This window comes from Pigmentiphaga sp. GD03639 (assembly GCF_029845405.1).
Taxonomy (GTDB): Bacteria; Pseudomonadota; Gammaproteobacteria; order Burkholderiales; family Burkholderiaceae_B; genus Pigmentiphaga; species Pigmentiphaga daeguensis.
Genome location: NZ_JAOCLR010000044.1, coordinates 1 through 12,140 on the forward strand (window position 1 = coordinate 1; position 12,140 = coordinate 12,140).

Below are 12,140 nucleotides of genomic sequence, written 5' to 3' on the forward strand. Positions count from 1 at the left end.
ATTGGCCGGATTTCTGTTGCTGACCGGGCTTTTGCTGCTGGCCGGTCTGCGACCGCTGCTGTTGTTGCTGTTGCTGCTGCTGGCCCTGTCCGCGCTGCTGGCCCTGCTGCATGTCGGGGTGTGGCGAGGACGTCCCCTTCTGTCCTTGCTGGTTGCCCGTCTGCTGCTGGCTTTGCTGCGGATTCTGGCTACGCTGGCCGGCCTGTGTCTGTTGGCCGGAGGACGGTTGCTTCTGCTGATTCATGGGCCTACTCCTTGATTATGGATGCGGGGTGGCGGAATGCCCGCCGGCGGTGGGTTCGATACACCGCCCCGGTTTAACCGCAATTCCTGTTCCGCGTTGGGAAGGTCCGCGGCAAGGATTATGGGAGAGGCGCTTGCATGTAATTATTGGGTGCTGCGCTTGTAATTTTTTCTCGTGCGCAAATGCGCGCCGCCATTTTTGTTGTAGGTATTTACCTCATTCGGGAAAACGATAGGTTTGGGGGATTGATTTCGTGAAATCTAAGCGTTAACCCTGGCAAATTTAGTTGATTTTGTCCACTTTGTTGCCGATGTGCCGCGCTATTCCTAGGAATCCGCCACGAGAGGGGTATATCCCCGCATTTAAGCAGGGATATATGGGCAAGAAAAAATTCATATAAACGCCACATGCCCGGCAATATGCTTGTATCCGAAGGAAACGAAAACGAGTTGACTAAGCCGACGATGCCCCGCATAGTCATTTTCCAGGTGTCAGGCTAGGGTTCTACTCGGTTGGGTCGGCAAGTCGGCTTTCCATTTGGGCACGCCCCCGTTCTTGATTCCGGTTAAGTGATTATCGCGGTACGCACATATTCAAAGAAGGAAATGCATCATGGCGACAGGCATCGTTAAATGGTTCAACGACGACAAGGGGTACGGGTTCATCATGCCGGATGATGGGGGGAAGGACTTGTTCGCCCACTTTTCGGAAATCCAGGCCGAAGGCCGCAAGACGCTGTACGAAAACCAGAAGGTGAGCTTCGAGGCCGTGCAGGGTCCGAAGGGCCCCCAGGCTTCCAAGATCCGGGTCCTGTAAGCCGTCTTCCCTGGCCAGCCAGACGAAACGCCCCTGCCATGCAGGGGCGTTTTGTTTATGCTGCCGAAGCCGCGGCGGTTGACGGACCATGGCGCGCGGGCAATAAAAAATCCCCGAAGGCGCTGGCCTGGGGATCGATGCCGCGCCTTGGCGCGCGGGGTACCTGCTGGTACTGAATGCGGGTGGGGTGGCTGATGGGACTCGAACCCACGACAACCGGAATCACAATCCGGGACTCTACCAACTGAGCTACAGCCACCACTTGAAACGCTGCGCTGATCGAGGCCGATCAAGCGAGACCGCTATTCTAGCGAATTTCTGGCGATTACGCGAATCGCCCAGGCCGCTAGCGTTCCAGCCGGACTTCGAAGTAGGCGGAGTCGGTTTCGCCCAAGGCCGAGAAGCCTTCCTGGGCCGCCTTGACGGCCGCGCGCTGCCAGCGCAGCGCCAGCGAGCGTTCCTCTTCCGAGATGTCGTCCGCAGATTCCTCGGCCCAGCTCCAGGCCTTGTAGGCGGCGGCGAGGCCTTCGATGCCGCCCAGTGCCTTTTCCAGCGTGCGGGCGTAGCGGCGTTCGGCCTGGAGCCGGAGTTCCTCGGGCAGTTGGGGGTAGTCTTGCAAGGTGACGGTATACATGGTTCTCGCACACGTTACTGTATGTATGTACAGTATCCGCTGAAAATCGTGGCGAAATCAAGAGGTCCGCGCAGGGGCCGTCGTGGCCGTCATGGGAACGGGGGTTGCTCGCCCAGGGTACGCCGCACCCGCGGCATTTTTTTCAGGAGAGCAACCATGCAGATCGCAGAAATCATGACCCGCGACGTCGCCTTTTTGTCCGCCGATGAACCCATCCAGCGCGCAGCGCAATTGATGGCCGACCTGGACATCGGCTCGGTGCCCGTATGCGACGGCCGCCGCCTGGTGGGCGTCGTGACCGACCGGGACATCGCGGTGCGTTGCATCGCGGCCGGCGCGCCGGTATCGACACGGGTCAGGGAGGCCATGACGCCGCACGTGAGCTGGTGCTATGCGGACGAGGACGCCGAGACGGTCAAGGCCAAGATGCGGGATGAACAGATACGCCGCCTGCCTATCCTGGGATCGAACAACGAACTGGTGGGCGTGGTCTCGCTGGGGGACCTGGCCACGCGGGCGGGAGGGACGGACGATACGCTGGCGGGAATCTCCGAGCCCGCGCGTGCGACGGGGGAGTTGTTTCGCTAGGAACGAGCAGGGGAAGCCCCGGCCGGACGGCCGGGGCGGGGAGTCACGAGCTTCCGGGGCTCGTCTGTACCGCATCCTCCTTTGAAGGGCTTTGTGCCTGGGCCTGCGCTTCCGCCGCGCGGCGCCGCCTGTGAGCGTGGCTCAAGGCTCCCGCGGCTCGGGCTTCTTCCGAATTGAATTCGTGCGCATTGCCAGACTGGTGGGCGGCGCGTCCCCCTTCGGCGGAAATGGCCCGCTGTTTCTGTGGGTCCATGGCGGCAAAGCCTCGAGGGCGCTTGGGGCTCGTAAGCGTAGGCATGAGGTTCTCCAAGATTAGGGAATGGTTCGGCTGACGAGACCGCGAGGTCGCAAGCCTCGTGCCAGCTTGGCGGGACAGCGCAGGAGGCCCGTGGCGGGCCGGGGCGGGGGAGGCACGGCGCAGGTTCGCAGGATTTACATGTGGCGCTGGAGTTTTATGCATGCGGCCATCGGGGCCGGCGTGACGGGCGCGCCCGGGTACGCCACGTGCTGGAGCGTGGCATCGGAATGCCGGAGAGCCGCATGCGGACCATCGAAGACATCGCGCGCGAGATGCGTGAGCGCAAGCTGCTGCTTGCCACGGCCGAATCCTGCACGGCGGGGCTGATCGCCGCGATGCTGGCCGACGTGGAGGGGGCCGGTGCGCTGCTCGATTGCGCCTTCGTGGTGTATTCGCCCGATGCGAAGCGGCATGCCCTGGGGGTGCCCGAACGTATCCTGCGGACGTACAACCTGACCAGCGAGCACGTGGCGCGGGCCATGGGCAGGGGCGCGCTGGCGCGCAGCCGGGCCAACGTGGCGATCGCCAACACGGGCGTGGCCGATGGCGGGGGCGATGGGGTGGCCGCCGGTACCCAGTGCTACGCGTGGGTGTTCCGGGGAGGGGAAGGGAAGATCGCGGTGTACAGCGAAACGCGCCGTTTTCCGGGGGGGCGCAACGCCGTCCGGGAACGGGCGGCCCGCCACGCGCTGGAGCGCCTGCCCTACTATGCGGACCTCGCGGCGCGCACCTGAGGTGGCGCGGCCGCCGTGGCGCCGGTCAGTGCTGTCCGGTCGTATCGGATCCGGTTTCCTCGGTCTGGCAAAGCGTGGCGATGACGTTCTGCCAGCCTTTCTTGAACGAGGGGTGCGCTTCGTTCAGTGTGGGTTCCACCTGTTGCGCGATGGCCTGCATCACCTGGCGCAACTGCTCGGCGTTCGGATGGGCCGAAATCAGCATGCTTACGACGTTCTGCAAGGCGGTGAGTTGTCCCTTCATGAATTCAGGGTCGGTCACGATGGCTCCTTTTGCGGCATGTTCTGGGGAATTTGCAAGGCTCGGGTCGAGTCCAACCGGCATGTTAACGGTTCCCCGATCCGGGTGTTTCAACAAGGGTTTTCGCCAACCTCGGGATAGGTAGATATCCCAGTATGGTGGCGCTGACATCGAGGCCCGGTTGGTCTACGATGGGCGCACGCTGGAGGGCCGTATTCATGGCAACAATGGTGATTGATCGTAAGAAGCTGGTGTGTTTTGTCGTAGCGGCCACTGACCCGGCCGGCGAACCGCGTTGGTGTGCGCTCAACGAAGACCGCGAGTGGCTGACCAACCTGGGCGCCGAACCCGCGGCCGCGGCCGAAAAGGCCGGCGTCTATTGCTGCAACCCCAGCCCCGAAGTGCGGCGTGCCGCCGCCGAAGCCCTGGGGGTCGACCCCGGCGCCGAGTTCGTCGTCCATCGACTGTTCCAATCGTCGGACAGCGACGAGTGCGCCGAGGTCATCTCCCGCAAGGTGGTGCGACTGCACTGACCCGCTCAGGCATGCCGGTTGGCCGCCCGGGTGCGGGCGGCCTTCTTGGCGGCCGCTGAGCGTCCGGCCGCGCCCTTGGTGCGTGCCGCTTTCTTGGCCGCGGCCGACCTGTCCGCCGCGCTGCGGCGCTTGGCTGCCGTCTTGGCGTGAGCGGCCAGGGCGCTCTTCGACGCCCCCGACTTGCCTTCCCGTTTCAGCGCGGTCTTGGTCGCCCGTGAGCGCGTGGCCGACTTCTTGTGCGGCGTTTCGTCGCCCTTGCGCACATCCTGTTCGGCCTTGGCGCGGGTCTTCGCGCTGGCGCGGCCGTGCTTGGGCGCGGGCAGGTCCACGCCGGAGCGGCGGGCTTCCGACAGGCCGATGGCGATGGCCTGCTTGGTCGACCGCACGCCGTGCCGGCCTTCGCGCACGTGATGGATCTGTTCCTTGACGAATTCGCCGGCCTGGGTCGATGCGGATTTGCCCTGGCGCTTGTCCTGCTTCGCTTTCTCGATCGTCTTGCGTTCAGGCATGATGGCTCTCCTTGCGGAAAGCCTTCGGGCAGCAACCCCCGTGCCTACGGAGCCCGCCTGGGGGCCATGCCCGGCCTGTGCGAGCCTCCTTTTAGCGGGAACAGGCCCTAGCCGATGCGGCCCGGCGCTCCCGTCAACACGCAGCCGGCCACGGTGGGCGTGCCGTTTTCCAGCGTGGCCCGCTCGCATTCCAGGTAGACCTTGAAACCGCGCGGCAGCGTGTCCAGCGCCACCTGCTCCGGACAGTCGCGCCCGCCGTCGCAGGCGGGGTCGGACTTCAGCCGGACCCGCACCGGATGGGCCGGGTCGGCCGCCTTCAGATCGAGTTGCAGTTCGCCGGTGCCGACGATGTGGACCTTCTGCAGCCGTCCCGTCACGATGAAGGGGCCCTTGCTGTATTTTTCCAGGGCGCGCGGATCCCGGCCGGCGAAGTCGACGTAGACCAGTTCGGCGTCGTAGCGAGGCGGTCCGTCGGCCGTGGCCGACGGCACGGCGGAGGGCAGGGGGTCCGGAGGGGACTTGGAGCAGGCGTGCAGGGTGACCAGCGCAAGGACGAGAAGCGACAAGCGGCGATACATGAAATGTCCTGTGGACGGGAAATGAGGCGTTTCCCGGAAGGCGCTCGTCCGCGTCGGGACGGCCTTAGGGCGTAGTGTAAACGGTCGCGCGTGCCGCCGGCTTGCCGGGCGGGCTGGCCATGGGAGTGCCCGCCGGTGCCGCGTCGGCCCTGGCGCGGCCGGCGGGCAGCACCGGCGCGACCTCGGGGCGGACTTCCGTCAGACTGTTCTGCAGCATGTAGTCGTTCATTTCCTTCCAGCCGGTGAAGATCGCGGCCTTGGACATGTGCGGATTGAACGTGTAGCAGTCTTCCAGCGCGCGGCCAGCCTGGCGGCAGGCCCCGCCGATGGCGCGCCCCTCGGAGTCCTTCCTGGCCTCGATCTGCGAGACGGGCTGCAGGCCCAGGTAGTCGCAGCCGGCCGCCGCCAGCAAGACCCACGCGGCCAGCAGCCGGCATCCTGCGCGCAGCGCGCGGCGGGTCGGCGGGGGGGCGAAAGGACGGGAAAGGAAGGTTCGCGGGCTCATGGAATCTCTTATCGGACGCAGGCCGGCGGAACTGTAGGGCGAACTCAATTTGCCCGCCTCGATGCCGATAAACGGGGGATGACCGGCCATATTCCCTCCCATCTTCCTCCAGACGGCTCGCCCGGCGACCTGACCGCCGAGGACCTGGATGCCCTGGCCCGCTCGCCGCTGTTCGCCGGCTGCACGCCGGACCAGCGCGACCGGGTCCGGGAGTTCGCCTTCGCCACCCACCTCGCCCACGGCGCGATCCTGTTGCAGCCGGGCGAGCCCAATCACCATGTCTATGTGCTGGTGGAAGGGCAACTGGCCGCCTTCCTGGACGCCGACCTGCAGAAGCGGGTGGCGCGCTTCGTTCCCGGCGACGGCCTGGGCGAGCATGCGCTGGTCGGTCCCGAAGGCGGTACCGTGTACGTGGCCGCGCAGTGGCCCGCCCGGCTGGTGGCGCTGGAGGCAACGCGGCTGCGCGCGGTGATGGAAACGGTGCCGCGCATCGCGCTGAACGCGCTGGACATGCTGAGCGCGCGGCTGCGGGCGGCCAATCTGCGCCACGATCCGCGCGAGGCTTCTGCCGGCATCGACTTCATGGCCAGTCACGATGCCGTCACCGGGCTCTACAACCGTCGATGGATGGCCACGGCCTACCCCGCCGAGATGGCACGCGCCGAGCGCGATGGCGAACCCCTGTGCCTGGCGCTGATCGACATCGACCGTTTCGACCGCCTGAACCAGGCGTTGGGCCGCGCCGCGGGCGATGCTATCCTGCGCCAGTTGGCCGATCTGACAAGGAATCTGCTGCCCTCGCTCGACATGCTGGCGCGGGTGGCCGGCGACCGCTTCGCCGTGCTGGTTCCGGCTTCGCTGGCGGAAACGCTCGCCATGTGCGAACGCCTGCGCCTGCACGTCGGCGGACGCCAGTTCGCGCTGCGGGGCAGCCTGGGCACGCAGATCACCCTGTCGGCCGGCGTGGTCCGGGCACAGGGGGATTTCGAGGCGACGTTTTCCAGGGCGCAGGCGGCACTGGAGCGCGCCAAGGAACGGGGCCGAAACACGGTCGAACCTCCGCCGGGCTGAATCGTTTCTTCGTCAACCGCCGTGTCCCCAAGGAGGGTTCCATGGACAGCCCGGGTACCGAATTCGACAGTCTCCTGCCGCCGCTCAGCCTGAACCGGCGCGGCTTCCTCACCACCACGCTGGCCGGCGGTTTCACGCTGGCCGCGGGGCCGGTCATGGCCCAGACGGCAATCCGCACCGGCACGGACGGACTGGTCGCGGGCGAGGTCAGGATTCCCGTGCGCGGCGGCGAGATCCCCGCCTACCGGGCGGCGCCGGCCGGCAAGAAGAACGCGCCGGTGGTGCTCGTGGTGCAGGAAATCTTCGGTGTGCATGAATACATCCGCGACGTCTGCCGCCGCTGGGCCAAGGCCGGCTACCTGGCGGTCGCGCCCGAGCTGTACGCGCGCCAGGGCGATCCGTCCAAGTACACCGAGATCGCCAGGTTGTCCGCCGAAGTGGTCAGCAAGGTGCCCGACGACCAGGTCCTGGCCGATCTCGACGCCACCGCGCGCTGGGCCGCCACGCATGGCGGCAGCCGTACGCGGCTGGGCGTGACCGGTTTCTGCTGGGGCGGCCGCATTGTCTGGCTGTATGCCGCCCACAATCCGGCGGTGAAGGCCGGCGTGGCCTGGTACGGAAAGCTCGTCGGCGATCCCACGGCCTTGCAGCCGCTCAATCCCGTCGACATCGCCGCGCAGGTGAAGGCACCGGTGCTGGGCCTGTATGGAGGCCAGGATGCGGGCATTCCGCCGACTTCCATCAATGCCATGAAGGATGCCCTGGCCAAGGGCGGCCCGGCCGCTCGCGAGTCGAGTTTCGTGCTGTTCCGCGACGCGCCCCACGGATTCCACGCCGATTACCGGCCAAGTTACCGCGAGGCCGATGCCAAGGAAGGATGGCGGCTGGCCCAGGACTGGTTCGCGCGGCATCTGTGAACGCGTTTCCCCCGATACCCGGGCCGGCCGCGGACCACCCGCCGCTGTGGCTGGTCCTGGATGCCTGCGTGCTGATGTCCAGCATCCTGCGGCCGTTGTTGCTGGACCTGGCCCAGACCGGCTGGTTCCGGCCGGTCTGGAGCGAGCGCATCGGGCAGGAGTGGCGGCGCAACGCGGCCCGGATCTGGGAGGTCGAGCCGGCGGTACTGGAAGAAGAGTGGGCGTCCATGGGGCGCCGCTTTCCCGAGGCGAACGCCGGCGATGTCTCGGCCTACGAGGTGGGCCTGCACTACAGCGATCCGAAAGACCGGCACGTGGTCGCGGCGGGGCTGGCGAGCCGTGCCCGGAGCGCCCGGCTCGTGCGCCCCGAGGTGTGCGTGCTGACCTGGAACCTGAAGGATTTCAATCGCTCGGAACTGCGCCGCCTGGATGTGTCCGTCAGGGATCCGGACCGGCAATTGGCGGCCTGGGTGGACCAGGACAGGGTTTCCTTGGCGGCCGCGCTGCGGCGCCTGCCGGAGTATGCCCGGACCTTGGGCCGGGACGAGTCTCCGGCCGCCATCCTGAGGCGCGAACGCCTGTTCCGCACCGCGCGGCTGCTGGCCGGCGACATCGATTCGTAAAACTCCGGAAGTTACGTATACTTCTGTTTCTGCAACTGAGTTTCACGAGCATCCCGTGACCCTAACCTTCATCCTGCTCGCCACCCTGGCGAGCGGAGTCCTGTCGGTGGTCGTCGCCGGCTGGCTGGCCTTCCGGTATTTCGCCCGCTTTCTTCACCAGATGATCAGCTTTTCGGTCGGCGTCATGCTGTCGGTGGCGCTGCTCCACACGCTGCCCGAGGCTTTCGATTCCGAGGCCGACACGCGCGTGCTGTTCGCGCTGCTGCTGGCGGGGTTGCTGGGTTTCTTCATGCTCGAGAAGCTGGCGGTGCTGCGCCACAACCACCACCACGAGCACGACGGGCACGGGCATCCTCCCGGGCACGATGCCCACGAGGCCGGACGCGGCGGGATGGCCGTGCTGGTGGGCGACGGGCTGCACAATTTCTGCGACGGCATCGTCATCGCCGCCGCCTTCCTGGCCGATCCCATGCTGGGGGTGCTGACCACGCTGACCATCGCCGCGCACGAGATTCCGCAGGAACTGGGCGATTTCATCGTGCTGGTCAACGCCGGTTTCACGCGCAAGAAAGCCTTGCTGTTCAACGTGCTGTCGAGCATGACCGCCATCGCCGGCGGATTGGTCGGCTACTACCTGCTGGCCGATTCCCGGCAATGGGTCCCCTACGTGCTGACGCTTGCGGCCAGCAGTTTCCTATATATCGCGGTGGCGGACCTGATGCCGCAGATGCAGCGCCGCACCACGGTGCGCGAGAGCCTGCCGCAATTCGTGCTGATCGCGGCCGGCGTACTGGCGATCTATGCCGTCAACTCGGTGTTCCACCGCCATGCCCACGGGCCGGAGCACGGGCAAGCCGCTCCGGCGGTCACCGCGGCCGATCCCGTTTCTCCGCCCCCGCCGTCCGCCCACTGAGGTTCATTCCGGCGTGCCGGCGGTCTCGGGGGTGCCGGTTGCAATGGGGCCGGTGCCTGACGCGCTCAGGACCTCGGGCGCGGCATAGGCGGCCGATGCCACGAGATGGCTGTTGATGCGGCGCAGGTCGCGCAGCACGTCCAGGTGCAGGGCGCTGGTTTCCGTGGTGTCGATCCGGCCGCTGCGCAGGCGTTCGAAATGGGTTTGCGTTGCCTGGCCTTCCATGCCGCGGAAGGTCTCCTTCTCGGCGGCCAGCAGCCGCGCGGCGCGGGCGTCGGCCGTCACGAACAGCGAGGCGGCCAGGCGCAGGTTCGCCTCCAATCGTCCATGCATGTCGTCGAGCTCGCGCCGCCCCTCGGGCGAGAAGGCAAGTCCCCGCTTGGTCAGCTTGCTGATGTCGTTGAGCAGATTCTTGTCCACGACGTCGCCGGCATGTTCCAGGTTGATGATGAAGGTCAGGATCTCGTCGGCCCGGCGCCGGTCTTCGCGCGTCAGTTCGTCGGGGTCCAGGCCCGCGACGTAGGTCTTGATCGCGCCGTTCAGGCGATCGAGCACGTCGTCCAGGCGCCGCGCCTCGGCGATGCGCTTGCGATCGCCCGTGGCAAGCGCCTGGCGCGAGTGGTGCAGCATGGTCTGCAGGGTGTCCGCCATGCGCAGCGCTTCCCGTGCCGCGTTGCCCAGCGCGACCACGGGCAGGTCGCGCGCGGCGGCGTCCAGGTACCGGGGCTGCCCCGGGTCGGCGGCGGGGTTGGACGGCAGCCACCGGCGCAGCAGCGCGGCGTAAGGGGTGAGCAGCGGCAGGAATAGGACGGCCAGCGCCAGGTTGAAGACCGTGTGGAAGTTGGCCACGGCGCGCGCGTTGTCGCCCGCCAGCTGAGTCATCCAGGGATGGATGTGGTGCAGCATGGCCAGGCCGATCAGCACCCCCACCACGCGGTTCAGCAGGTTGCCCAGCGGCAGCCGGCGGGCCTGGGGGTCGTCCTTGGCGGAGCCTTCCAGCAGCGGGTTGATGGCCGTGCCCAGGTTGGCGCCCAGCACCAGCGCGAAGGCGACGTCCACCGGCAGGAGCCGCTGGGCCGAGAAGGACATGACCAGCACCACGATGGCCACGCTGGAGTGCGCGGCCCAGGCCAGCACGGCGGCCAGCAGGATCGCCATCCCGGGCTGGCCCGACAGCGCCTTCAACGCCGAGCGCAAGGCGGGCAGGTCGCGATAGGGTTCGAGCTGCGCAAGCAGCAGGTGCAGGGACAGCAGCAGCAGGCCCAGGCCGATGAAGACCCGTCCCAGGTCGCGCACGTGCGTGGCGTTGCCGCGGCGGAACATGGCCACGCCTATCAGCACCAGGATGGGAGCGATGCGGGAGATGTCGAACGACAGCACCTGCACGATGAGGGTGGTGCCGACGTTGGCGCCCAGCATGGCGGCCAGCGCGGGCACCAGGCCCACCAGGCCGTTGGCGGCGAAACCCGCCACGATCAGGCCGGTGGCCGTGCTGCTTTGCAGGATGGCCGTCACGCCAAGTCCGGCGAAGAAGGCGTATACGCGATTGCCCAGCGCCACGCCCAGCGTGGTGCGCAGGCGCGGACCGAAGGCCCGCTGGATGCCGGTCTGCACCATGTGCACGCCCCACAGCAGCAGGGCGACGAAACCGGCGATGTCGAAGAGCGTGAGATAGGCGTTCATGACGTTCAACGGCCGTCCGGGGGCCGGTGCACGTCGTGCGTGACGAACGGATGTTCGGCGCTGGGTACCTCGAGCCAGGACGGATGTTCAAGTGTACGGCGTATGTCGGCCAGGCCTCCGGTCCATCGTTCTTCCATGCCCAGCCGGCCGAACTGGTAGTCCTTGTACGGCGCTTCGCATTTCTCGCCGCGGTAGATCAGGTGCAGCACGTTGATGCGTCGGTCGCTGGCCAGTTCGCGCGCCCGCTTCATCCAGGGCTCGCGGCCGTGCCCGGCCGGCACGTGCTTGAGCAGTTCGCGCAGCAGGCCGCGGTATTCCTGCACTTCGCGCATGTAGTCGGTCACCAGGCGCGTGCGGCTGGAATACTGGATGTCCTTCTGGCGGATGGGCACTTCGCTCAGGTTGCCGGGCACCTGGCCGTGCGCGCTCCAGAGGTCGACCTGGAAGACCAGCGAATAGCGGCGCGGACTCGATTGCAGGATCTGGTAGAGCGGCGTGTTCGAGACGACGCCGCCGTCCCAGTAGTATTCGCCGTCGATCTCGACCGGCGCGAATCCGGGGGGCAGGGCGGCCGAAGCCATGATGTGGTCGGCAGTCAGCACCCGGGTGGTGTTGTCGAAATAGGCGAAGTTGCCGGTCCGCACGTTGACGGCGCCCACCGATATGCGGGTGCCGCCATGATTGAGCCGGTCGAAATCGACGAATTCTTCCAGCGTGCGCTTGAGCGGCGTGCTGTCGTAGACGCTGGCGGTGCCCGGGTCGTGCTGCGCGGGCCATGATGGCACCGGCCGCGGCACGAAGAAGCCGTTCTGTCCTTCCAGGACGGCGCGCCAGGCTTCCCAGGCGCTGAGCGCCGCGCCGGCCGGACCGGGAAGATGGGCGAGCGCATCGCGCAACGCGTCCACCGGCGTGGGCGGCAGCAGCGGCGGACGGCAGATGTGGTCCCAGAACCGCTGCAATTGTTCGACCCGCCGCTCGGGCGCGTTGCCGGCAATGATGGCGGCATTGATCGCGCCGATCGAAATGCCGGCTATCCAGTCCGGATGCAGGCCGGCCTCGGCCAGGCCTTCATAGACGCCGCCCTGGTAGGAGCCCAGCGCGCCGCCGCCCTGCAGGACGAGCGCGACGGTGTCGTAGCCGAGTTCGCCGCGCCGCGATTGGATGGAACGAGTCATTTCAGTCACCCATGGCGCACGTAGCGGATGTCTCCGGACCCAGGGCACCGCGGATCCGGCTCCGCCGGTCCGCCAGTG

Annotated in this window: 17 protein-coding genes and 1 tRNA gene; 8 read left to right on the plus strand and 10 right to left on the minus strand. The window is 67.0% G+C overall.

The features are described from left to right. Positions 1–244: hypothetical protein (locus N5K27_RS26885; RefSeq protein WP_087839682.1), on the minus strand; the 244-nt coding region annotated here is incomplete at its 3' end. A gap of 612 nt (positions 245–856) precedes the next feature. On the opposite strand from N5K27_RS26885, the gene N5K27_RS26890 reads away from it, so the two are divergent. Then, a complete protein-coding gene (locus N5K27_RS26890) occupies positions 857–1,060 on the plus strand; it encodes a cold-shock protein (protein WP_087780849.1) in 204 nt (67 codons plus the stop codon). Positions 1,061–1,243: 183 nt separating this feature from the next. Here the strand turns inward: N5K27_RS26890 and N5K27_RS26895 are convergent. Together N5K27_RS26895 and N5K27_RS26900 are read right to left on the minus strand one after the other, a co-directional pair. Further along, a tRNA-His gene (locus N5K27_RS26895) sits at positions 1,244–1,319 on the minus strand. 87 nt (positions 1,320–1,406) lie between these two features. Next, a complete protein-coding gene (locus N5K27_RS26900) occupies positions 1,407–1,694 on the minus strand; it encodes a hypothetical protein (RefSeq protein ID WP_087839681.1) in 288 nt (95 codons plus the stop codon). 156 nt (positions 1,695–1,850) lie between these two features. Here N5K27_RS26900 and N5K27_RS26905 point away from each other — a divergent pair, with 156 nt between their 5' ends. Then, the gene (locus N5K27_RS26905) at positions 1,851–2,282 is read left to right on the plus strand and encodes a CBS domain-containing protein (protein WP_165963080.1); all 432 of its coding nucleotides are present in this window, start codon (positions 1,851–1,853) and stop codon (positions 2,280–2,282) included. A 43-nt stretch (positions 2,283–2,325) separates the two neighbouring features. Here the strand turns inward: N5K27_RS26905 and N5K27_RS26910 are convergent, their stop codons facing one another. Next, positions 2,326–2,580, minus strand: a complete 255-nt coding sequence (locus tag N5K27_RS26910) for a KGG domain-containing protein (protein ID WP_087839679.1) — start codon at positions 2,578–2,580, stop codon at positions 2,326–2,328. A gap of 242 nt (positions 2,581–2,822) precedes the next feature. Between N5K27_RS26910 and N5K27_RS26915 the strand changes: the two genes are divergently transcribed. Next, a complete protein-coding gene (locus tag N5K27_RS26915; RefSeq protein WP_087839678.1) occupies positions 2,823–3,314 on the plus strand; it encodes a nicotinamide-nucleotide amidohydrolase family protein in 492 nt (163 codons plus the stop codon). Positions 3,315–3,339: 25 nt separating this feature from the next. Here N5K27_RS26915 and N5K27_RS26920 read toward each other — a convergent pair whose 3' ends face one another. Further along, on the minus strand, positions 3,340–3,576 hold the full coding sequence (locus N5K27_RS26920) for a hypothetical protein (RefSeq protein ID WP_087839677.1): 237 nt from the start codon (positions 3,574–3,576) through the stop codon (positions 3,340–3,342). 206 nt (positions 3,577–3,782) lie between these two features. Here N5K27_RS26920 and N5K27_RS26925 point away from each other — a divergent pair, with 206 nt between their 5' ends. Continuing rightward, complete coding sequence (locus N5K27_RS26925) at positions 3,783–4,088, plus strand: hypothetical protein (RefSeq protein WP_087839676.1); 306 nt, start codon at positions 3,783–3,785, stop codon at positions 4,086–4,088. Between the two features lie 5 nt (positions 4,089–4,093). On the opposite strand, the gene N5K27_RS26930 is transcribed toward N5K27_RS26925, so the two are convergent. The 3 genes from N5K27_RS26930 to N5K27_RS26940 form a co-directional block, all read right to left on the minus strand. Beyond that, a complete protein-coding gene (locus N5K27_RS26930; protein WP_279820578.1) occupies positions 4,094–4,597 on the minus strand; it encodes a DUF6496 domain-containing protein in 504 nt (167 codons plus the stop codon). A 107-nt stretch (positions 4,598–4,704) separates the two neighbouring features. Beyond that, the gene (locus N5K27_RS26935; RefSeq protein ID WP_279820580.1) at positions 4,705–5,175 is read right to left on the minus strand and encodes a hypothetical protein; all 471 of its coding nucleotides are present in this window, start codon (positions 5,173–5,175) and stop codon (positions 4,705–4,707) included. Positions 5,176–5,239: 64 nt separating this feature from the next. Then, positions 5,240–5,680, minus strand: coding sequence for a hypothetical protein (locus N5K27_RS26940; RefSeq protein WP_087839673.1), 441 nt, complete (start codon positions 5,678–5,680; stop codon positions 5,240–5,242). A 78-nt stretch (positions 5,681–5,758) separates the two neighbouring features. On the opposite strand from N5K27_RS26940, the gene N5K27_RS26945 reads away from it, so the two are divergent. From N5K27_RS26945 to N5K27_RS26960, 4 genes are read left to right on the plus strand one after another with little or no spacing between them, the layout of a single operon-like run. Beyond that, positions 5,759–6,751: a GGDEF domain-containing protein gene (locus tag N5K27_RS26945; protein WP_087839672.1), complete on the plus strand. Its 993-nt coding sequence runs from the start codon at positions 5,759–5,761 to the stop codon at positions 6,749–6,751. A gap of 41 nt (positions 6,752–6,792) precedes the next feature. Next, complete coding sequence (locus tag N5K27_RS26950) at positions 6,793–7,668, plus strand: dienelactone hydrolase family protein (protein WP_087839671.1); 876 nt, start codon at positions 6,793–6,795, stop codon at positions 7,666–7,668. Next, positions 7,665–8,291, plus strand: a complete 627-nt coding sequence (locus N5K27_RS26955) for a PIN domain-containing protein (protein WP_279820582.1) — start codon at positions 7,665–7,667, stop codon at positions 8,289–8,291. Before N5K27_RS26950 ends, N5K27_RS26955 begins: the two co-directional genes overlap by 4 nt. Positions 8,292–8,346: 55 nt before the next feature. Then, positions 8,347–9,204, plus strand: coding sequence for a ZIP family metal transporter (locus N5K27_RS26960; RefSeq protein ID WP_087839669.1), 858 nt, complete (start codon positions 8,347–8,349; stop codon positions 9,202–9,204). Positions 9,205–9,207: 3 nt separating this feature from the next. Here the strand turns inward: N5K27_RS26960 and N5K27_RS26965 are convergent, their stop codons facing one another. Next, positions 9,208–10,887, minus strand: a complete 1,680-nt coding sequence (locus N5K27_RS26965; RefSeq protein WP_132979338.1) for a Na/Pi cotransporter family protein — start codon at positions 10,885–10,887, stop codon at positions 9,208–9,210. A 5-nt stretch (positions 10,888–10,892) separates the two neighbouring features. Next, the gene (locus N5K27_RS26970; RefSeq protein ID WP_132979337.1) at positions 10,893–12,062 is read right to left on the minus strand and encodes a DUF3734 domain-containing protein; all 1,170 of its coding nucleotides are present in this window, start codon (positions 12,060–12,062) and stop codon (positions 10,893–10,895) included. Positions 12,063–12,140 lie beyond the last annotated feature (78 nt).